The sequence below is a fragment of the Rhizobium sp. ERR 1071 genome, from assembly GCF_007828675.1.
GTDB classification, from domain to species: Bacteria; Pseudomonadota; Alphaproteobacteria; order Rhizobiales; family Rhizobiaceae; genus Rhizobium; species Rhizobium dioscoreae.
This window is the reverse complement of sequence record NZ_VITM01000001.1, coordinates 495884-516272: the sequence shown is the minus strand read 5'-3', so window position 1 is coordinate 516272 and position 20389 is coordinate 495884. Positions and strand designations below refer to the sequence as shown.

Annotated in this window: 19 protein-coding genes and 1 tRNA gene; 9 read left to right on the top strand and 11 right to left on the bottom strand. The window is 59.0% G+C overall.

What is annotated here, in order from left to right; all coding sequences use genetic code 11:
• The first annotated feature begins 108 nt into the window (after window positions 1–108).
• From yajC to FBZ99_RS02575, 5 genes are all read left to right on the top strand, one after another.
• Complete coding sequence (gene yajC, locus FBZ99_RS02595; RefSeq protein ID WP_047634659.1) at window positions 109–456, top strand: preprotein translocase subunit YajC; 348 nt, start codon at window positions 109–111, stop codon at window positions 454–456.
• A 159-nt stretch (window positions 457–615) separates the two neighbouring features.
• On the top strand, window positions 616–3159 hold the full coding sequence (secDF, locus tag FBZ99_RS02590; protein ID WP_113352621.1) for a protein translocase subunit SecDF: 2544 nt from the start codon (window positions 616–618) through the stop codon (window positions 3157–3159).
• A 4-nt stretch (window positions 3160–3163) separates the two neighbouring features.
• Window positions 3164–3550 carry an Mth938-like domain-containing protein gene (locus tag FBZ99_RS02585; RefSeq protein ID WP_113352620.1) on the top strand — a complete coding sequence of 129 codons (387 nt, stop codon included), beginning with the start codon at window positions 3164–3166 and terminating at the stop codon, window positions 3548–3550.
• Window positions 3551–3567: 17 nt separating this feature from the next.
• Window positions 3568–4428, top strand: a complete 861-nt coding sequence (locus FBZ99_RS02580; protein WP_113352619.1) for a phytoene/squalene synthase family protein — start codon at window positions 3568–3570, stop codon at window positions 4426–4428.
• Between the two features lie 75 nt (window positions 4429–4503).
• Window positions 4504–4965: a hypothetical protein gene (locus FBZ99_RS02575; RefSeq protein ID WP_113352618.1), complete on the top strand. Its 462-nt coding sequence runs from the start codon at window positions 4504–4506 to the stop codon at window positions 4963–4965.
• 20 nt (window positions 4966–4985) lie between these two features.
• Here FBZ99_RS02575 and trmFO read toward each other — a convergent pair whose 3' ends face one another.
• The 4 genes from trmFO to FBZ99_RS02555 all read right to left on the bottom strand — a co-directional run bounded on the left by trmFO (window position 4986) and on the right by FBZ99_RS02555 (window position 7768).
• Entirely contained in the window at window positions 4986–6422 is a 1437-nt protein-coding gene (trmFO, locus tag FBZ99_RS02570; RefSeq protein ID WP_113352617.1) for a methylenetetrahydrofolate--tRNA-(uracil(54)-C(5))-methyltransferase (FADH(2)-oxidizing) TrmFO, read from the bottom strand.
• 117 nt (window positions 6423–6539) lie between these two features.
• Window positions 6540–6896, bottom strand: a complete 357-nt coding sequence (locus FBZ99_RS02565) for a VOC family protein (protein WP_113352616.1) — start codon at window positions 6894–6896, stop codon at window positions 6540–6542.
• A gap of 279 nt (window positions 6897–7175) precedes the next feature.
• Window positions 7176–7319: a DUF1127 domain-containing protein gene (locus FBZ99_RS02560; protein WP_069611985.1), complete on the bottom strand. Its 144-nt coding sequence runs from the start codon at window positions 7317–7319 to the stop codon at window positions 7176–7178.
• Window positions 7320–7621: 302 nt separating this feature from the next.
• Window positions 7622–7768 carry a DUF1127 domain-containing protein gene (locus tag FBZ99_RS02555; protein WP_081615319.1) on the bottom strand — a complete coding sequence of 49 codons (147 nt, stop codon included), beginning with the start codon at window positions 7766–7768 and terminating at the stop codon, window positions 7622–7624.
• A gap of 874 nt (window positions 7769–8642) precedes the next feature.
• Here FBZ99_RS02555 and FBZ99_RS02545 point away from each other — a divergent pair.
• The 4 genes from FBZ99_RS02545 to tig all read left to right on the top strand — a co-directional run bounded on the left by FBZ99_RS02545 (window position 8643) and on the right by tig (window position 12393).
• Window positions 8643–9782, top strand: a complete 1140-nt coding sequence (locus FBZ99_RS02545; RefSeq protein WP_113352614.1) for a DUF2157 domain-containing protein — start codon at window positions 8643–8645, stop codon at window positions 9780–9782.
• The gene (locus tag FBZ99_RS02540) at window positions 9779–10393 is read left to right on the top strand and encodes a GDYXXLXY domain-containing protein (RefSeq protein ID WP_113333684.1); all 615 of its coding nucleotides are present in this window, start codon (window positions 9779–9781) and stop codon (window positions 10391–10393) included. The genes FBZ99_RS02545 and FBZ99_RS02540 overlap by 4 nt, the downstream gene beginning before the upstream one ends.
• Before the next feature lie 145 nt (window positions 10394–10538).
• Window positions 10539–10623: transfer RNA gene (locus FBZ99_RS02535), tRNA-Leu, on the top strand.
• A 279-nt stretch (window positions 10624–10902) separates the two neighbouring features.
• Window positions 10903–12393 carry a trigger factor gene (gene tig, locus FBZ99_RS02530; protein ID WP_113333686.1) on the top strand — a complete coding sequence of 497 codons (1491 nt, stop codon included), beginning with the start codon at window positions 10903–10905 and terminating at the stop codon, window positions 12391–12393.
• A 141-nt stretch (window positions 12394–12534) separates the two neighbouring features.
• On the opposite strand, the gene FBZ99_RS02525 is transcribed toward tig, so the two are convergent.
• The 7 genes from FBZ99_RS02525 to FBZ99_RS02495 form a co-directional block, all read right to left on the bottom strand.
• Window positions 12535–13344, bottom strand: a complete 810-nt coding sequence (locus FBZ99_RS02525; RefSeq protein WP_113352685.1) for a phytanoyl-CoA dioxygenase — start codon at window positions 13342–13344, stop codon at window positions 12535–12537.
• Window positions 13345–13569: 225 nt separating this feature from the next.
• Window positions 13570–14973, bottom strand: a complete 1404-nt coding sequence (sthA, locus tag FBZ99_RS02520) for a Si-specific NAD(P)(+) transhydrogenase (RefSeq protein WP_113352613.1) — start codon at window positions 14971–14973, stop codon at window positions 13570–13572.
• 107 nt (window positions 14974–15080) lie between these two features.
• Window positions 15081–15677 (bottom strand): dual specificity protein phosphatase family protein, encoded by a 597-nt coding sequence (locus FBZ99_RS02515; protein WP_113333688.1) that lies wholly within the window; start codon window positions 15675–15677, stop codon window positions 15081–15083.
• 261 nt (window positions 15678–15938) lie between these two features.
• The gene (gene radC / locus FBZ99_RS02510; RefSeq protein ID WP_233788711.1) at window positions 15939–16754 is read right to left on the bottom strand and encodes a RadC family protein; all 816 of its coding nucleotides are present in this window, start codon (window positions 16752–16754) and stop codon (window positions 15939–15941) included.
• A gap of 42 nt (window positions 16755–16796) precedes the next feature.
• Window positions 16797–17633 (bottom strand): type I methionyl aminopeptidase, encoded by an 837-nt coding sequence (gene map, locus FBZ99_RS02505; protein ID WP_106997750.1) that lies wholly within the window; start codon window positions 17631–17633, stop codon window positions 16797–16799.
• 2 nt (window positions 17634–17635) lie between these two features.
• Window positions 17636–18382, bottom strand: coding sequence for a DNA/RNA nuclease SfsA (gene sfsA / locus FBZ99_RS02500; protein ID WP_113352610.1), 747 nt, complete (start codon window positions 18380–18382; stop codon window positions 17636–17638).
• Between the two features lie 11 nt (window positions 18383–18393).
• Window positions 18394–20241: a PHA/PHB synthase family protein gene (locus FBZ99_RS02495; protein ID WP_113352609.1), complete on the bottom strand. Its 1848-nt coding sequence runs from the start codon at window positions 20239–20241 to the stop codon at window positions 18394–18396.
• Window positions 20242–20389 lie beyond the last annotated feature (148 nt).

Here is a 20389-nt window from a genome sequence, read left to right as displayed (position 1 = left end):
AAAACGGTACGGTTGACGGCTGTTTTTGTTGCATTCGCCATACGCGTAACTATATTCCGGCCACCTGACGCGGGGCCCGTTCCCGCTCGGAATTCAAGGGAGTTCTCGATGTTTATCACCAACGCATATGCGCAGAGCGCGACAGATTCGGCCGCGAGTGCCTTCGGCGGTTCCGGCTTTGAAATGATCATCCTGTTTGTGCCGCTGATGGTCGTTTGGTATTTCCTCCTCATCCGTCCGCAGCGCGCGCAGGCGAAGAAGCGTGACGAGATCCTGAAGAACATCCGCCGCGGCGATCAGATCGTCACCAGCGGCATCGTCGGCAAGGTCACCAAGGTCATCGACGAAAAGGAACTGGAAGTCGAGATCGCTGAAGGCGTGCGCATCCGCGTTGTCCGCAGCGCCATTTCCGAGGTTCGCGTCAAGGGCGAACCCGTCAAGGCGGACGCCGCGTAAGGCTCCTCCCGAGAGGCGGCGCCTGCCGCCGCTGCGCATCTTCGAAATTCGAGATCGACTTTCTTGAAGGACTGTGCACAAATTCAAGGTGTTACTGCGCCCTTTGCATTTTCCGTCGAAAGGGAGGGCGCGGTAGGGAAGCCCTAATTCGAGAGAGCGATGCTGCACGTCTCCTGGTGGAAGACCGCCCTGATCTGGTTCGTCGTTCTCTTGAGCGTGCTTCTGGCCGCTCCCAACCTGCTTGGTGAGCGCTCGCTTTCATCGTTTCCAGCATGGTGGGCACATCGAAAGATCGAGCTTGGCCTTGATCTTCGCGGCGGATCGCATCTGCTGCTTAAGATCGAACGGGGTGACGTCGAGAAGGATCGCCTGGAAAGCATTGTCGGCGATATCGCCACCCGGTTGCGCACCGTCAATGTCGCCTATTCGGGCCTCACCGGCACCGGCCGAAAAATCCAGCTTCGCATCGGCGATCCCTCGCAGGTTCAGGCTGCTTTGACGGCATTGCGGCCACTGACGGCGGGATCCGATCAGCCGTCCGTTGTTCTGTCCCAAGGTGACAATGGTGCGCTGACGCTCGATATCACCGATGCGGATATCAACAGCCATGTCTCATCGGCGATCGCACGCGCGATCAAGGTCATTCATGCCCGTATCGCGCAACTCGGTGTTGGAGAACCACTGATCCGCCGGCAGGGATCCGATCGTATCATCGTTCAGGTGCCCGACCTTGCCGATGCGCAGCGGCTGAAAAACCTTCTCGGCCAGCCAGCTAAGCTCAGCTTCCGCCTGATCGATCAGTCGATGTCGGTTCAGGACGCCATGGACAAGCAGCCGCCGGCCGGATCCGACGTGCTATTTTCCGAAGATGATCCGCCCGTTGGCTATCTCGTACAGCGGCAGCCACTGCTCTCGAACGTCGATTTTTCCGATGCCATCGCGGTCGTTGACAATCAGAAAGGCGAAGGCACCGTTTCCGTCAAGCTGACGCCGGAGGCAACTCACCGCTTCGCGCAATCGACGGCCAGCAATCTCGGCAAGATCATCGTCGTCGTGCTTGACGATCAGGTCATCTCCGCTGCCTCTCTGAAGACGGTCATCGCAACAGGCGAGATCGACGTTCCCGGAGATTTCACCGCCCAGGGCGCGCAGGATCTAACCGTCATGATCAAGAGCGGTCCGCTGCCGGCAACCCTGACGACGGTCGAAGAGCGCACCATTCAGCCGGGCCTTGGCGGCGAAACGGCGCATTATGGTCTGATTGCCTGCATTGCGGCCGCTGTCTTCGTTGCGGCCCTGATGATCGGCTTCTACCGCTTGCTCGGCATCATCGCGACCATCTCGCTCGTCATCAACATGATCATGGTCGCGGCCCTCATGGGCCTGCTCGGCATTACGCTCACCCTGCCGGGTGTCGCTGCCATCGTCCTCATTATCGGCATTGGTCTCGATGCGCTGGTGCTGATCTACGAGCGCGTGCGCGAAGAGGAGAGGAAGACCCATCTTCTCGTCGATGCGCTGCGCCACGGCTTCAACCGGGCAGCTGCGACCGTCGCCGACGCCAATCTGACGGTTCTGATCGTCGCGGCCATTCTCTTTTATGCAAGCACCGGCGCGGTGCGCGGCTTTGCCGCCACGTTGATGGTGGGTGTCGTCACCACCTTCTTCACTTCCTGCTTCGTCACACGGTCGCTGGTGAATATGTGGATCTCGCGCCGCAAGCCGCGCACTTTGCTTGTTGGTGTGCGCAGCGGCATTTTCGACAATGCCAATATCCGCTTCATGGGCATCCGCCGCTATACTTTTACGGTCTCTGCGGCTCTTTCGGTCGTCACTCTCATTGCCTTCGCGACGGTCGGCATGCACCTCGGCATCGATTTTGCCGGCGGATCGATCATCGAGGTCCGGGCCAAACAGGGCGTTGCAGATCCCGTCGACATTCAAACCCGTCTTGACGCCGTCATTCCGGGCGACGTGCGCGTCGAACGGCTCGCCGATCGTCTTGGCGCAGTGGTTCGCGTTCATGCTCAGGAGGGCGGTGAAAACGCCGAACAATCCGCCGTCTCGCTCGTTCAGGACGAGCTGAGCAAGGATTACAATTTCGCCCGCGTCGAAGTGGTCGGTCCAGCCGTATCGGGCGAGATCACCACTACGGCTTCCCTTGCCGTCCTTGCGGCCCTGGCGGCAATCCTGATCTACATATGGGTACGGTTCGAATGGCAATTTGCCGTCGGCGCGATCATTGCGACTCTACACGATGTCATCCTGACGCTCGGCCTCTTCGTGCTATCAGGCATGGAATTCAACATGACGAGCATCGCCGCGATCCTCACCATGGTCGGCTACTCGCTGAACGACACGGTTGTTGTCTATGATCGCATGCGCGAGAATCTGAAGCGCTATTCGCAGATGCCGCTGCCGATTTTGATCGATGCTTCCATCAATCAGACACTATCTCGTACCATTCTGACATCGGCGACGACGCTTTTGGCGCTGTTTGCCCTCTACATCTTCGGCGGCGAGGTGATCCGTGCCTTCACCTTCGTTCTGCTTTTCGGCGTCGCTGTCGGCACTTTTTCGTCGATTTATATTGCGGCGCCCGTGCTGATCCTGTTCAAGCTGCGGCCGGACAAGTTTCAGACCGGCGGCGAAAGCAATGGACCCGCGGCCGGCGATATCCAGTCAGGCAAACCAGCGGTGTGATACAGTGGCTAAAGGTATAGAAATCCGAAACGCGCATTTCCCCGGACGCGCACCGATCGATGCTTACGGCAATGGCGGCTTTCGCTTCGCCGACATGTCGCATCGCGGTTCGCTGTTGTGCCTGCCTTCGGGCATCTACGGCTGGGACATGCTGCAGGGCGATGCGCTGACGCCGGATCGCTTCCAGAAGGTTCTCGATGAAGCCGCCGAGATTGAAGTGCTGCTCGTCGGCACCGGCATGGAGCTGCACCCGCTTCCCGCCGAGCTGAAGGCCGCCCTGCGTGGAAAGCAGATTTCCTCCGACCCGATGAGCACGGGGGCAGCGGTGCGCACCTTCAACATCATGCTTTCCGAATCGCGTGCCGTGGCCGCGGCGCTAATCGCCGTCTGACCTTCGGATCCAAGCGTATGACAACACCAGCTGCGCCTCGGAGCAACCGGGACATCTGCCTCGCTACGCTTCGCGACACCGATCGCGATCGCTATCTCGCCTGCCTGCTGGCACCGGAGGATAAGCGCCCGGCACTTGCCGCGCTCTATGCCTTCAACGCCGAGCTGGCGCGCGTACGCGATCTCGTGCATGAGCCGCTGCCAGGCGAAGTGCGGATGCAATACTGGCGCGATCTCCTCGAAGGGCAGTCCCACGGCTCGAGTGAGGCCAATCCGCTGGCTTCCGAACTTCTCACTGCGATTGAAGAGTATCGCCTGCCGCGCCAGACGCTGATCGACATGATCGATGCGCGCATATTCGATCTCTACGATGATCCCATGGAAAGCCGCAGCAGTCTGGAAGGCTATGCTGGTGAGACGGCTTCGGCCCTTATCCAGCTTGCAAGCCTGGTCCTGTCCGCCGATGAGGCGAAGCGCTCCGCCGATGCCGCCGGCCATGCCGGCGTTGCGCAGGCGATTGCCGGTCTGCTGCTCCTGATGCCGCTGCACCGCCATCGCGGCCAGCTCTATCTACCGCTGGAGATCCTGGCGGCAACCGGGCTCGATCGCGACGGTTTTCTCGCCGGCGAGGACAAGCCACGCATTTCGGCGGCGATCGAGGCCTTCGCCGGTCTCGGTCGCGAGCATCTCGCCAAGGCGAGGGCGGCAGGCGCCATACCGCAGGCCGTATTCCCGGCGTTTCTGCTTGTCACCTTGGCCGAGCCTGTGTTGCAGAAGGCACAGAAGCTCGGAGTCGGCATCTTCGATCAATCCCTGGTGCTGCCGCAATGGCGCCGGCAGCTGCGCATGGCGATAGCGTCGATCACAAAGAAAATCTAAAATACACCAAGCTCGCGCAAGTCTCGGCGTCTATGGAGATGGCGGCACTTGATTTGCATTTCAGGGGGATCTGCCGTGGGTATTGTCGTCTGGTGCATACTGTTTGCGATTGTCATCTTCATTGCCTATTACGCGACGCGCATGGCATCGCAGAACAAGGAAGACGGCCTGCACGATACCGGCCTTGCGATTCTGGAATTCGGCCGCGCTTTTCCGACGGAGGCCATTCGCCAGCTGCAGACGACCGCCGACGGGCAGGCGGTCTTCGTGCGTCTGCATGACGACAAGGCGGGGTTCATGCGCAATGTGCGCAATCATTTCAGCGTCCATCTGATCGAGCCGGGCAGGGCGCGTGCCAAGATGTCGGCAACCGGACGCGGCTTAATCGTCGATTTTCTGGATGTGCCCCACCACAACGGCACATTCGAATTCAAGACACCGACGGAAGCTGCTGAGGTCTCGCTCTGGCTGCTCGGCAACTATGTCGCCGGCGAGGACGCGAAGCTCGAGCACCACGCGCCGCCGGCAACAAGCTGAAGATCACGAAAGCGCTAAAGTCAGGCGCTTTCCGCGAATACGGGTGCAGGCAAGCCGAGCCATCCGGCGCAATCGGCAAGCGCACGCTTGGCGATGAGCTGGCGCTTCATGATGGTCTTGTCCTTGCCGCGAAAGCGCTTGACGCCTTCCGGCTTGACGATCGAACCCGGCTCCAGCTCCGGGAAAAGCCCGAAATTGATGTTCATGGGCTGGAAGGAGCGTTTGCCCGGCTCCTCGTCGGAGACGATGTGGCCGCCGGTGATGTGGTTCAGCAATGAGCCGAGCGCTGTCGTATCCGGAGGCAGCAAAGGCGCTTCGCCTTTGCGCTCGGCTGCTGCGAAGCGGCCGGCGAGCAGGCCGATGCTGGCGCTCTCGACATAGCCTTCGCAGCCTGTGATCTGGCCGGCGAAACGCAGGCCCGGGCGCGACTTCAAGACCAGCGAGCGGTCGAGCAGGGTCGGCGAGTTGATGTAGGTATTGCGGTGCAGGCCGCCGAGGCGGGCGAATTCTGCATTTTCGAGGCCGGGAATCAGGCGGAAGATCTCCGCCTGCGCGCCGTATTTCAGCTTGGTCTGGAAACCGACCATGTTATAGAGCGTGCCGAGCGCATTATCCTGGCGCAGCTGTACGACGGCATAGGCCTTGACCGTGGGATTATGGGCATTGGTGAGCCCCATCGGCTTCATCGGCCCGTGGCGCAGTGTTTCGCGTCCGCGCTCCGCCATGACTTCGATCGGCAGGCAGCCGTCGAAATAGGGCGTGCCTTCCCATTCCTTGAAGCCGACGGCGTCGCCGGCGATCAGGGCATCGACGAAGGCATTGTATTGGGCCTCGTCCATCGGGCAGTTGATATAATCCTTGCCGGTGCCGCCGGGGCCGACCTTGTCGTAGCGCGACTGATACCAGCAAATGTCCATGTTGATGCTGTCGCGATAGACGATCGGCGCGATGGCATCGAAAAAGGCGAGCGCATCCGTTCCGGTTTCAGCCTGGATGGCGCTGGCAAGCGCGGGCGCGGTCAGTGGGCCGGTGGCGATGATTGCCTGGTCCCATTCCCTGGGCGGCAGCCCCTGGATTTCTTCACGGACGACGGTGATCAGCGGATGATTTGCAATCGCCTGCGTCACGGCTGCCGAGAAGCCGTCCCGATCGACAGCAAGCGCTCCGCCGGCCGGTACCTGATGCTTATCCGCGCATGCCATGATAAGCGAACCCGCCATGCGCATTTCCGCATGGATGACGCCGACAGCATTGCTGGTGGCATCGTCGGAGCGGAACGAATTGGAGCACACCAACTCGGCAAGATCGTCCGTCTTGTGTGCTTCGGTGCCGCGCACGCCGCGCATTTCATGCAGAATGACCGGAACGCCGGCATTGGCGATCTGCCATGCGGCTTCCGAGCCGGCGAGGCCGCCACCGATGACGTGGATAGGGGAGTAAGAAGTGATCTGTGTCATGCGCGCGTCATTATCACGGGCAGGCCGGCGATCCAATGCTTTGCTAAAGCATGCCGCTCAAAACTGCGCAGCGGTCTTACGGCAAACTTAGTCTCTGGTCCGCCAGCTTAGTGCGAGCTACCTATCGAAAGGTCTTGAGGGCGGTTCTGCAAGAGTGATGCGGTTTCCGTCCGGGTCAATCAATTGGGCGATCTTTCCATAGTTGCCTTGCGATTCACCCGTGAGCTTTACGCCAAAGTCTTCGAGCAATTTGCGGGCTTCATCCATTTTCGGCACCACAATGGTTAGTCTGCCGTGCCCCGCATTCTCCCTATCATGGAAGATTTGAATGTTCGCGCCTGCGACATTGCGCCATTGGATCAACCCATCCATGGGACGATCGTCAGGTCCTCGGTCGAAAAGTTGAGTATAGAACGTTTCCGCCCTGTCCATGCTGGCCGTCGCGAGCGCGGCGTAAATTCCTTGGATTTGCATTCTCCGCCTCCCTGCTAAAAGATCTCCACCTGTAAATGAGAAACCGGCGGTTCCGTTCCAATACCGCGCGTGATGGCGGCAGGGGCTATCTTCGCCTGCTGTGCACGGGCTGCTGCGAGGCTGGACGAGTGGCAGCATTGATGTCCGGTAAGGGTGAGCGGTTCGCCGGTGATCAACTGAAACTCTGCGAGTCGATTAAAGTAATACGGCGACCCAATCGCCGGAATCAAAAACGGCGCCAAAGGCGCCGTCTTGAAGCAGTCTGCCAGTCCGTTTCTATTAACGGAAAGAACGAGCAGCGATGTTGCGAATTTCGTAGCGGCTGACGCCGATGTCCGAAAGGGTCTGGCTGGAGAGGTTGCCAAGTTCGTTCAGAGTGCGGCGGTAGCTGATCCAGTTCTTTGCAATGCGAATCGGGTTCATGATTTTTTCCTCGGTATCTTGTTTGCGGGCGGTGTGATTACCGCCTCAGCGCTTGCACTCTATATAGGCGCGAAGAGGTTGATTGTGCAGTGCAAAGAAGATGCGTCTGCTATGCATTTGTGCAATATGACGCCCAAAAAGCAGTCGATGCTCAAAATTTGTGTGCTTTGCAGATAAGGAATAGCTCGCGGCGGATCGGTTATGCTGCGCTTGCTCAGTCGGGAGGCAAAAAAGAACGCCCGCCGCGGAGGTCCGCAACGGGCGTTGAGAGGCTTTCGCGAGTGGCGAAGCCTATCCGGCGATTAGCGGCCGGTGGCTTCGCGAGCAACGCGATGGATGTCGGCGCGGTCGATGCCGAGGTCGTGCAGTTCACGAGCGCTCATGCGGCCGAGTTCGTTAACGGTCTGACGATACTTGCGCCAGTTGTTGAAAGAGCGGGTCAGGTTCATTGTAGTCCCTTTCGAGGATCAAGGGATCGAGCAGTTCCGTGATTGGTTCCGTCGTCGATCTAATGGATTTAAATATATGCTGCGCCGCGAAAACTAAAAGCGCGAAAGCTTCATGCCACCTATGCATAACGCGCAAGTCTTGTGGGGGCTTTGCCTAAGATGGTGGCTGCTTTGTGTGCATATCGCGGCCAAAGCTGGTCAGTCGCCGTAAGTCAATTCCGCGCCAGTGTCAGCCATTCCGAAGTGTTTGCCGGTAGCCGCCCGCTTTTAGCCATCTTTTCGCCAGCCCTGCTATTTTGGAGGGGCCGATGTTGCCGCGAACTGCCGTGCGGCGGTTCAGAAGTGAGCTTAAGACTCTTCCCCATACTGGCAATTGCCGGCCGATAGCCGGCATGGGCATCCGTTCAGCATAAACCGATTTAGGTGGGTAAAAAACAACGCCCACCGCGGGAGGAGGATGCGGTGGGCGTCATTTGAGATGATTGACGACTGGGAGGAGGAGTGTCGTCAATCTATCGAAGCGCACTGGGAGGAGGAGTGTGCGGCTCCGAATATCGTGTCGGGATGCTATCCCCAGGCTTGGTCCGATCTGCATCGGTCCGGCGCGCCACCGCCGTCTTGTTGTTTGATAAATAGTATGACTTTTCGAATTTGTGCAGCGCAATAATTTCATGGGAGGCATGAGCTGCGCGCATATCTTTAGTTGGTATCTCTTTACCGGCCGTCAGGATACTGCATGATCCCTTAATTCCGTATTAATATGGCACACATTCCTGTGAGCCGAAGCCTCTGCCAGAACGCTCGGCTCGCATCGATTGGGCGGCGATTTGTGCTAACTCTGTCGCGAGCAGAATCGCAGCGAGGGGAGCCGGGCATGTACAGGGGAAGGCTGGAGCGGGATCTCAAGATCTGGACCGACAAGGGGCTGGTCGACGCGGGGACGGCGAAAGCCATCCTCAGCGAGTATGACGGTCGTCAGACGAGTTTCAGCGCTGGCCGGGTGCTGACCATCATCGCCGCCGTGCTTCTCGGCCTTGCCATCTTGCTGTTCATCTCCGCAAACTGGGAGGCTCTTCCGAGAATTGCCCGTCTGCTGGGGCTGGTTGCGATGATATGGGCCTTCTATCTCGCGGCGGCATATTTATTAGCTCAGGGTCGCTCCATCCTCGCCGCCGCAATGTTGATCCTCGGCACCTTGAGTTTCGGCGGCGCCATGGGGCTGGTGGGTCAGATGTACAATCTGTCCGGCGACGAGCTCAGAATGATGCTCGTCTGGTTCGCCGCGGCCTGCATTGTTGCGGCGTTGTTTCGTTCCTCGGCGCAGGTCGGGCTCGCCGGTTTTCTCGCCTGGGCATTTTGCGGCGCCTATCTCTGGGGGCATCTCGACGAATGGTATGGGATCATGCCCTGGATGCCGCCTCTGATGGCCATGGTCCTGATTGTGCTTGTCCGCTATGTCGATGCGCCCATGGCTCGCCATCTGGCCTATCTCATGCTCGTCGGCTGGCTTGCATGGCTATTTGGCCGTCACGAGGGATTGAATACCGCGATCCTGTTTGCCGCTCTCGGCATGGCGGCGTTTCTCGTCGTTAGTGTTCCCGCGTCGCCGCTGATGCCTTTTGCCCGCACAGCTGGTGCCGCGCCGGCCTTCTACACCTTTCTGATCGCATCGATCGGCTTCTTCCTGGTTCATGCCGAGATCAGCAACGGGTCCTTTGAGAACAATGTCTGGGTGGAAGACAAATTGCCGCTCGTCATCGTGGCGGCAGCGACACTGGCGAGTTGCGTGATCGCAATCGCGCTCAGTGGCCGCGACAACGGCGCGGTGCGCTATCTGGCCTATTTCGTCTTTTCCTGCGAGATTCTTTACCTCGCCAGCGAGACGATCGGCTCGATCATCGGCACGGCCGGGTTCTTCCTCGTTGCCGGCTTGCTGGTGGCGATTGCCGCCTGGCTGGTCATCCAGCTGGAACGGCGTTTTTCCGATAATCGCGGGCAGGGGACGCGGGCATGACCGATATCGCTGAGAGGAGTCTGAGCATGGGTTCCCGCCGCCTGTGGATTGCCGCTATCGTCGTTGCCGCTCTGCAGACGGCGGTTCTTGGCTACATGGTTGGCGAGCGGGCCTGGGGCTTGCGGAGCGGCGTCGAGATTCTTTTGAAGACTGCGCCAGTCGATCCGCGCGATCTTTTGCGCGGCGACTACGTGACCTTAAACTACGACATCTCGCGGGTTCCGTTCTCGACGATGGTTGAAGGACCGCCGAAAGCGAGCCGAAGTGGCGCGCTATTGTCCGTTCGCCTGAAGAAGCAGGACGACGGTTACTGGGGGATCGTCGAATCATCATTTGGAAAGCTCGATCCGAAGCCCGATACGGTCGTGCTCAAAAGCTTGCCTGTCGACTATGTTTTCTATGGCGATGCCGCCGACCCGTCGCAGGCGATTGTCGGGGTCGCTTATGGCATCGAGCGCTACTACGTGCCCGAAGGGCAGGGACACGATATCGAAAGCGCCCGCAACGCCAATCGCGTCGCCATTGCGGCGCGGGTGTCTTCGGATGGCGTTGCCCATATCAGAAGCCTGCTTCTAGACGGCAAATCCGTCTACGAGGAGCCGCTTTACTGACGATATCTGCGCTAATGGCTCCGATAAGCTTTAAGCGTTGTCGCGGAGCCGTCATTTTTCCTTTGCGTGGTTTAAAACGGGTGATATAGAGACGCCGCGCTCCGGAAGGCCCCATGGGCAGGCATCGCCATGCGGTTTTGGGAACGCGGGTATGGTGAAATTGGTAGACACGCCAGATTTAGGTTCTGGTGCCGCAAGGCGTGGGAGTTCAAGTCTCTCTACCCGCACCAACACTGTCTTGTGGACGGGGGGAGGCTCACGAAGCCTGTCTTCCGATATGCCGCAGGACGCGCATCTTGCCCAAAGCATCCCGCTTTCGATGAGGAAAGTGGATAAGATGTTTTGGCTCGTGACGGGATAGAGCTGCCTTTTGCGCGTTCATTCGAAGGCGCGGCGCTCTTGCAAGATGAAAGAGAATTGCATCCAAGCCACGCTCGGGATTTTCCGGCGTCGTGCTCATCGAAACGAACGGCAGGCTGGGCACGGCCGCCATGAATGAAGGTAGGACAATGCAGGTTATCGAAACGCTCGCTGAAGGGCTGAAGCGCGAAATCAAGGTGGTCATCCCGGCCAAGGACATGGAAGTGCGCATGAACGAGCGCCTGGCCGAGGTCAAGGACAAGGTCCGCATCAACGGCTTCCGTCCGGGCAAGGTTCCGGTCTCGCACCTGAAGAAGGTCTACGGCAAGTCGATCATGGCTGACCTCGTCAACGAAATCGTTCGCGACCAGCCGCCGGCGATCCTGACCGAGCGCGGCGAGAAGTCGGCCACCCAGCCGGAAATCGCGATGACGGAAGACCAGGACGAGGCAGAAAAGATCCTCTCCGCTCAGGCCGATTTCGAATTCACGCTGTCTTATGAAGTCATCCCGGCGATCGAACTGAAGCCGGTCAATGGCATCAAGGTTACCCGCGAAGTCGCTGAAATCAGTGAAGACGAAGTGACCGAGCAGATCCTCAAGATCGCTGAAAGCGCTCGTAGCTACGAGACCAAGAAGGGCAAGGCTGCCAACGGCGACCGCGTCACCATCGATTACCTCGGCAAGGTCGACGGCGTTGCCTTCGACGGCGGCAAGGACGAAGACGCACAGCTCGTTCTCGGCTCGAACCGCTTCATCCCGGGCTTCGAAGAGCAGCTCGTCGGCCTCAAGGCTGGCGATGAGAAGGTCATCACCGTAACTTTCCCGGCCGACTATCCGGCCAAGAACCTCGCTGGCAAGGAAGCCACCTTCGACATCAACGTCAAGGAAGTTGCAGCTCCCGGTGAAATCGAAATCAACGACGAACTCGCTTCCAAGCTCGGCATCGAATCCGCCGATCGCCTGAAGGAGATCGTTCGCGGTCAGATCGAAAGCCAGTACGGCTCTGTCACCCGCCAGAAAGTCAAGCGTCAGATCCTCGACCAGCTCGACGAAATGTATCAGTTCGACACGCCGCAGAAGCTCGTCGACGCCGAATTCGCCAGCATCTGGCGCCAGATCGAAACCGATCTCAGCGAATCTGGCAAGACCTTCGAAGACGAAGACACGACCGAAGAAAAGGCTCGCGAGGAATACCGCAAGCTCGCCGAGCGTCGCGTTCGCCTCGGCCTCGTTCTCTCCGAAATCGGCGAAAAGGCCGGCGTCGAAGTCAGCGAAGACGAACTGCAGCGCGCTCTCTACGCACAGCTCCAGCAGTTCCCGGGCCAGGAAAAGGAAATCCTCGAATTCTTCCGCAAGACGCCGGGCGCCTCCGCCAACCTGCGCGCCCCGATCTTCGAAGAAAAGGTCATCGACCATCTGCTGACCGAGGTCAACGTCACGGACAAGACCGTTTCCAAGGAAGCGCTGCTGGCTGACGACGAAGAAGAAGACAAGCCGGCTGCCAAGAAGGCCGCTCCGAAGAAGAAGGCTGCTGCCAAGGCTGAAGCAACCGAAGCTGCCGCTGAAGGCGAAGAAGCAGCGGCTCCGAAGAAGAAGGCCGCTCCGAAGAAGAAGGCTGCTGAAGACAGCGCCGAATAATCGTCTTTCTTCTGGACTGACATTGAGCCCTACCGGAAACGGTGGGGCTTTTGTTGTTTCGTCATAATGCTTCCTCTCCCCGCAAGCGGAGAGAGGGCTGGGGCGAGAGGCCCCAGGCTATCAGCAATCAGTTCGGCGCGATTATTCCTTACCCAAAGCGCGGCGAATGGCTGTCTCGACCGGGCTATAGGCATTATCCGGCCGTTCCAATCGATAGGGCTCAGCAAGGCCGATCGAAGGCTGCGCCATAAATCGCGGCGTGGCGCCTCGATGCTTCTGGGCGGCGTGGATTATGAAGGGATGGCAGATGTAGACCGTACCAGCCTTTCCCGTTGCCAGTGCGTGAGGGCGGTCGGCTCCCATCTGCTCGAGCATCATATGAGAACGCCCGTGCTCTCCGGCAGGCTCGAGATAGCGCGCCATATCCATGTGAGAGCTGACGCGGATGCGGGTCGGCGCATCGTCTTCGCCAACATCGGAAAACAGGAATAGCGTAAGCAGAGCGCGCCCTCGCGAGGTGACATTCACGCGCCAGGCGGAGAAGTCGCTTTGCTCATTCGGATCGCAATCGTCCCCAGGAAAGCTGAGGTCGACATGCCAGCCGGCGTCGCCGGGATCGTCCGGATGCGGGAAACGCACGGGGAAGGTCCCAAGCCCATCTCTTGGCAGCCATCGCCCACGCCCGACCAGTTGATCGAAAGCAGCGTGCAAAATGGGCATATTAGCGATGGCACGGAATGGCTCGCCGCCATAGCCTGGCAGCCTCACGACCGGAAATCTCCAACTTGCCGGATCGTGCTCGCGACATGGAATATCGCGCCACATGATGGCGCGGGCTTCGGCAGCCTGTTCCTGTGAAAACGCATCATCGATGCGTATAAAGCCATGTTCAATGAAATCGTTCACCTGCGCGTCGGAAAGCGCAGCCGGATACTGTTTTTGGGATGGCATGAAATCTCTCTCGATCATCGCGCCGTTTTTCACCCTTCCTGTGCGGGCATCACGGCTGTTTCGGCAAAGACCTACCCGCGGCCTCGCGGCCGTTGAGGCGGTCTCGTCTTCATTTGGCTGAAAGCCTAGGGATTAGCGGCTTATGAAGAAGACCGAAGCGATGTTGAGAATGTTCATCATGCCGGCAGAGTAGTGAGCTCCGCCGGCATGGTCAATATTGACCTATTAGAGTTCCGACTTGATATCGCCCATGCGGTTCCAGGCGTCGAGGCCGGCGATCTTGTAGGCTTCGGCAAGCGTCGGATAGTTGAAGGTGTTTTCGACGAAATATTCGACGGTGCCCTTAAGGTTCAGCACGGCCTGTCCGATGTGCACGAGCTCGGTGGCGCCTTCGCCGACGATGTGGACGCCGAGCAGGCGGCGGGTCTTCAGCGAGAAGATCATCTTCAAGAGGCCTGTGTCGAGGCCCATGATGTGGCCGCGCGACGTCTCGCGGAAGCGGGCGATGCCGCACTCATAGGGGATGTGCCGTTCCTTGACCTCTTCCTCCGAGAGGCCACAGGTGGAAATCTCCGGCACGGCATAGATGCCATAGGGGAAGTATTTCGGCGGCTCCTTGGCGATCGCGCCGACGGCGACGCGCGCGGCAATGCGGCCCTGTTCCATCGACGTGGAGGCAAGGCTCGGGAAACCGACGACATCGCCGGCGGCAAAGATATGCGGAACCTTGGTGGCGAAGGTTTCCGGATTGACGCTCAGGCGGCCGCGAGCATCGGCCTCAAGGCCGGCAGCGGCAAGATTAACGGTGTCGGTGGCACCCATGCGGCCGGCGGCGAAGAGCACCATGTCTGTCGTGATGCGGCGGCCATTGTCGAGCGTCAGCTCGACCTTGCCGTTCTGCCGCTCCACCTTCTCGGCCTTTTGACCGAGCAGCAGCTTCATGTTGCGATCGCGAAGCTGATAGGTGAAATCCTCGACGATCTCCTTGTCGATGAAATCGAGCATGGTGGATTTCGGATCGATCAGCGTCACCTGCGTGTCGAGCGCGCTGAAGATTGTGGCATATTCGATGCCGATGACGCCGGCGCCGATGACGACCATCGATCGCGGCAAATCCTCGATCTCGAGGAGTTCATCGCTATCGAGAACCGTCTTGCCGTCGAACGGCATGTAATCCGGACGGAAAGGTTTGGTGCCGACTGCAAGCAGTATGCTGGCGGCGGACACGGTGACGACCTCGCCATCATCCTTGACGATCTGCATCGTCTGCGGATCGACGAAGCTTGCCTTGCCTCTGATGTGCTGGACGCGATTGCGCGCGAATTGATGCTCAAGCACTTCGACCTCGTGGTCGAGGGTGATTAGCAGGCGGCGGCGGAGATCCTCCGCACTGATCTCCTGTTTGACGCGATAGGCGCGACCGTAGAAGCCGCGTTCGCGCCAACCCGAAAGGTTGAGCGCGGTTTCGCGCAGCGTCTTGGAGGGAATGGTCCCGGTGTGGACCGAGACGCCGCCGACCCGCTTGCCTTGCTCGACGACGAGTACCTTCTTGCCGAGCTTGGCAGCCTGAATAGCGCCTCTGCGGCCGGCGGGGCCGCTACCTACGACTAGGAGATCGAATTGGTCCATCGGGAAGCCTCGGATGACTGGAATGGGGAATCAATGTCGCAATGCAACATGCTCCGTCAACCGGTAGCGTCTCAATGTTACAGATTATCTAACGGGAAGTTTGGTGTTCACGAGGCCGAAAGACCGAGCCAGGGTTCCAGCTTCTCAAAAGTACGGTCCATGGCATAGGCACGCGTGAAGGAGAACGGTAGGTGACCATAGATGATCGACATCTGGCCCTCCGCGGTAGCCTCATTCGTCTTGGCAATGGCGGCAAGGTAAAGTGCCGAGGCCAGGCCAGTTCTGTCGGCTCCGGCCTGGCAATGAATGAGGATCGGCTTTGGCGCATTCCGCATGATCTCGACAAGCTGCGCCGCCTGCTCCTGTGTCAGCTCTCGGGCCGAAGACATATGGAAATCGATATGGTCGATGTTGAGCGCTTTCGCCTCGGCAACTTCGGTATCGTACCAATGGTGGCCGCTATTGTAGCCACGCAGGTTGATAATGGTCTTGATGCCGTATTGCTTCTGAAACTCGGCGATGTTGGTGGCCGAGGGCTGCGAAGAACGGTAAAGCTCGCCGGCAATGACCGGATGGAAGTTCGTCGTCCAGAGCATGTGAGCATAGAAGCCGCTGGCGGCCACCAGAAAAGCGCCTGCCGCGACAAGCGCGCCGCGACCGATAGAAAGGAGGCGATGAGCAAGCTTGGGCGACATCTTCGGCATTCGATCTCCAGATGGCCGGCGCATGGAAGCGGATAAGGCCAAATCAAACAACAGCTTCCACGGGCGGATCAGCCGACAGGAACGCGGCGATCCTTCTGCCAGATGATCCTGACGCCGAGCTGAAAAATGAAAGCGGAGATCGCCATGACGAATTCGGGATATTTCGCCATGATCGAATGGATGAGATTCGATAATGATCACGTAAAATCAAAAACATACAATATAGATTTGAAGTATCGGATTATCGCATCTGCGACAATTTCAAATCAGCCGCAATGCGCGGAAGCTGACATGGCCGTTTTTTCCAATGATAACATGGTCGTGAACGGTGATGCCCAAAGGCTTGGCAGTGTCTATGATGGTCTTGGTCATGTCGATATCGGCACGCGAAGGTGTTGGATCTCCTGACGGGTGATTGTGGACTAGAATTACTGCGGAGGCGGAGAGTTCGAGCGCGCGCTTGACGACCTCGCGCGGATAGACCGGCGTATGATCGACCGTGCCGAAACCCTGCACCTCATCGGCGATCAAGGCGTTGCGCTTATCGAGAAACAGCAGGCGAAATTGCTCGCGTGCTTCATGCGCCATAGCGGCATGACAATAATCGATGAGCGCCTTCCAGGAGGAGAGCACCGGCTTACCCGTCAATTCGCTCTTCAGCATGCGCTGCGCGACGCTTGCCACGAGCTTCAGGTCGAGAGCGACGGTATCGCCAACGCCACTGACCTCCGTCAGCAGGTTGACCGGAGCGCCGAATACGCCGCCAAGCGTGCCAAAACGGGCGAGCAGGGCCTTCGCGATCGGTTTCGTGTCTCGGCGCGGGATCAGCCGGAAAAGCAGGAGTTCGAGGATTTCGTAGTCCGCCAATGCCGCGTCGCCGCCGTCGCGATAGCGATTGCGCAACCGTTCGCGGTGGCCATGATAATGGGCTTCGACGTTGGTTGTCGCGGATTTGGCTATCGGTGCGGATTTGGATGTCGAGGCGGGTTTGGCGACCTGTTGAGGGAAGAACAGCCGCTCGTCGAGTAGCGGCGCATCTTCCAACGCCTCCGTCTTCCCGCCTCTATCGAGGGGCATGTCACCATGTCCGTTAGAAGAAGCGGGACGTTTTGCCATGAATTATCCCTGCAGCGGCGGCAGGCCGGGGCGGTCTAGGCCGCCGGGCGACAGGGTGAAGATCTCGCAGCCCGTCGCAGTGACGCCGACCGTGTGTTCGTATTGTGCCGAGAGCGAGCGGTCGCGCGTGACGGCCGTCCAGCCGTCACCGAGCACCTTCACATGCGGCTTGCCGAGATTGATCATCGGCTCGATGGTGAAGATCATGCCTTCACGCAGTTCCGGGCCGTCATTGACCCGGCCATAATGCAGGATATTCGGCGAGTCATGGAAGAGGCTGCCGACGCCGTGGCCGCAGAAGTCGCGCACGACCGAGCAGCGCTCGCCTTCGGCATAGGTCTGGATCGCTTCGCCGATGGCGCCGGTGCGTGCACCCGGACGAACGGCGGCAATGCCGCGCATCAGAGATTCATAGGTGACTTCCAGCAGCCGCTCGGCCGAACGCTTGATTTCTCCGACCGGATACATGCGGCTGGAATCGCCGTGCCAGCCATCGAGCACATAGGTCACGTCGATATTGACGATATCGCCTTCGCGCAGCGGTTTGTCGTTGGGAATGCCATGGCAGACGACGTGGTTGATCGAGGTGCAGGAGGATTTCATGTAGCCGCGATAGTTCAGCGTCGCGGGATAGGCGCCGTGATCCATGCCGAATTCGAAAACGAAACGGTCGATGACATCGGTGGGCACGCCAGGCTTGACGATCGCGGCGAGTTCATCGAGGCAGCGGGCGGTCAGCTGGCACGCCTTGCGCATTCCGGCAAAGGCGTCCTCTCCGTAGATGCGGATAGCACCCGTATTTTTCGCCGGCGCCGTTGCCGCTTCGATGTAGTTCACCATAACTAGCCTTTGGTAGAGATCTTAAACTGTTCTAATGCAGCTATGCCGGGTTCGTCTATCGGGATCAACCCGGCAGGCGCGATTTCAGTCGGCGAAACCCTGCATTTCAGCGCATAGACCTCGACGCCACGCTTCAAAGCGCGATCATAGGCCGTGGCGTAGAACGGATCGAGATCGCCGCAGATGCGGAAGCGATGGCAATCGTTGCGCTGGATCACGAACAGCATGATGGCGCGATAGCCGGCCTCGGCCATATCGCCGAGTTCTTCCAGATGCTTGGCGCCGCGCGCCGTCGCCGTATCTGGGAATTCCGCAAGACCTGGCCGTCGCATGAAATGGACGTTTTTCACCTCGACATAGGTGGTTGTCCGCAAAGGGTCGGTCAAGAGCAGGTCGATACGCGAGTTGCGGCCGTAATTCTGCTCGCGCTTGATCATTGTATACTCACCGAGATCGGAGATTTGCCCAAGCGCGATCGCTTCCGCTGCAATGCGGTTCGGCATGGCGGTGTTGACACCGACGGTCGTGCGGTCTGCCTCGATCAATTCGAAGACATGGCGGTATTTTCGCTTCGCGCCCTCATGCTCTGAGAGCCATATGCGCGAGCCAGGTGTCGTAAGGCCGAGCATCGAGCCAGTATTGGGGCAGGAGCCGGTGACGAATGTCCCGTCTTCCAGCTCGGCATCGAAGAGGAAGCGCTTGTAGCGGGAAATCAGGCGGGCAGGGAGGAGAGGCGAAGGAAATTGCATAATCGGGTGACTTATGCCCGTTCCAGGACATAGCTGCCGGGTGCCTCTTCCAGCGCATTGAGGGCCTTGCCGCCGGGTTTGCGCGCAGCCGTCATGCGATGGTCTTGCGCGAGGATCCAGGCATGCCAATGCGGCCACCAGGAGCCAGGTGTCTCCTTTGCCCCGGCGAGCCAATCCTCATAGTCACCGCCGGTCGGGCCGCCGGTCCAGAACTGATATTTATGCTTGTCGGGCGGGTTGACGACTCCGGCAATGTGACCGGAGCCGGTCACCACGAATTCCACCGGACCGCCGAAATACTGGCTGCCGACGAAGACGGATTTGGCCGGCGCGATATGATCCTCCCGCGTCGCCAGATTGTAGACGGGGATGCGTACGTCCTTCAGCGACAATGTCTTGCCGTCGAGCACCATTTTGCCCTGGCTCAAGGCGTTGTTGAGGTAGCAGTTGCGCAGGTAGAACGAATGATTGGCCGCGGCCATGCGGGTCGAATCGGCATTCCAGAACAGGAGGTCGAAGGGTAGGGGTTCCTGCCCCTTCAGGTAATTATTGACGAAATAGGGCCAGATCAGTTCGGAGGCGCGCAGCATGTTGAAGGCCGTCGCCATCTTCGAACCTTCGAGATAGCCGAGCACGTTCATCTGCTCTTCGAGTGCTGCAATCTGCTCTTCGTCGACGAAAACCTTCAGGTCGCCGGCAAAGGTGAAATCGACCTGCGTCGTCAGGAAGGTTACCGTTCGGATACGCTTGTTCTTTTCCTTGGCGTGGAGGGCGAGCGTCGCCGCCAGCAGCGTGCCGCCGACGCAATATCCAACAGCATTGACTTCCTGTTCGCCCGTCGCCTTTTCGATGGTTTCGAGTGCGAAATCGATGCCTTCGCGGGCATAAGAGGTCCAATCCTTCGCCGCATGCCGATGATCGGGATTGACCCACGAAATCACGAAGACGGTGTGACCCTGCTCCACGCACCATTTGATGAAGGATTTCTGCGGGTTGAGATCGAGAATGTAGAATTTGTTGATCCAGGGCGGGCAGATCAGCAGCGGCCGCTTCAGCACCTTGTCTGTCGCCGGCTCATATTGGATCACCTGGCAGACATCGCTTTGCGCGATCACCTTGCCTGGCGTCAGCGCCATGTCGCGGCCGATGGCGAATTTCGTCATGTCGGTTTGACGCAGGCGCAACTCGCCATGGCCAAGGCTGATGTCCTCGGCCAGCATCTTCATGCCGCGCACCAGGTTCTCGGCATTGGAGGCGATAGTCTCGCGATAGACCTGCGGGTTGGTCGCGACAAAATTGGTTGGCGAAAAGGCGGCGGTGATCTGCTTCGTGTAGAATGCCGCTTTGTGGCGGGTGTGTTCATCCAGCCCTTCCGCGTCGCCGACCAGTTTTTCCGCCCAGTTCGACGTCAGAAGATAGGTCTGCTTCAAGAAATCGAAGAAGGGGTTCTTCTGCCAATCCTCGTCTGCGAAGCGCTTGTCCTTCACCGGTTCGGCTTCAGCCTCGGCGGACGAATCGCCGCTAAGGCGCTGCATGGTCTTCGTCCACAGACCAAAATAGCCGGAAAGCAGGTGAGTCTGCGCTTCCAGTGTCCGGCGGGGATCGGAAAGCCAGTATTCGCCGACTTTAGACAGCGTCTTGACCATGTCGGTGAAAGGATCGGCAACCGTATCGACCTTCTCACCGCGCTCGCGCGGTGCAAGCCAGGCCGAGGCTGCCTTGCCGAGATTTTCCAGCGCACGGGCAAAGTTGACGGCCATCGCTTCGGGATCCCTGACGATGTAAGGCTCGACTGACTTTGGATCAAAGCCGGGAAAGCCGCCATTACCTTCATTCTTGTCCCGCTTGCTGTCGGTCACGCATCATCCTCCCGGCGGCAGCTCGTGTCTTGTTTTCCATTTGTACATCTTGCGGGAAAAGGAATACAAGTCGAATGAAACGCAACCCTGCTCTTGCTTTGCTGCTGCGACAAATTTAACAGTCGCAACCCACAGCAAGGAATAGCGC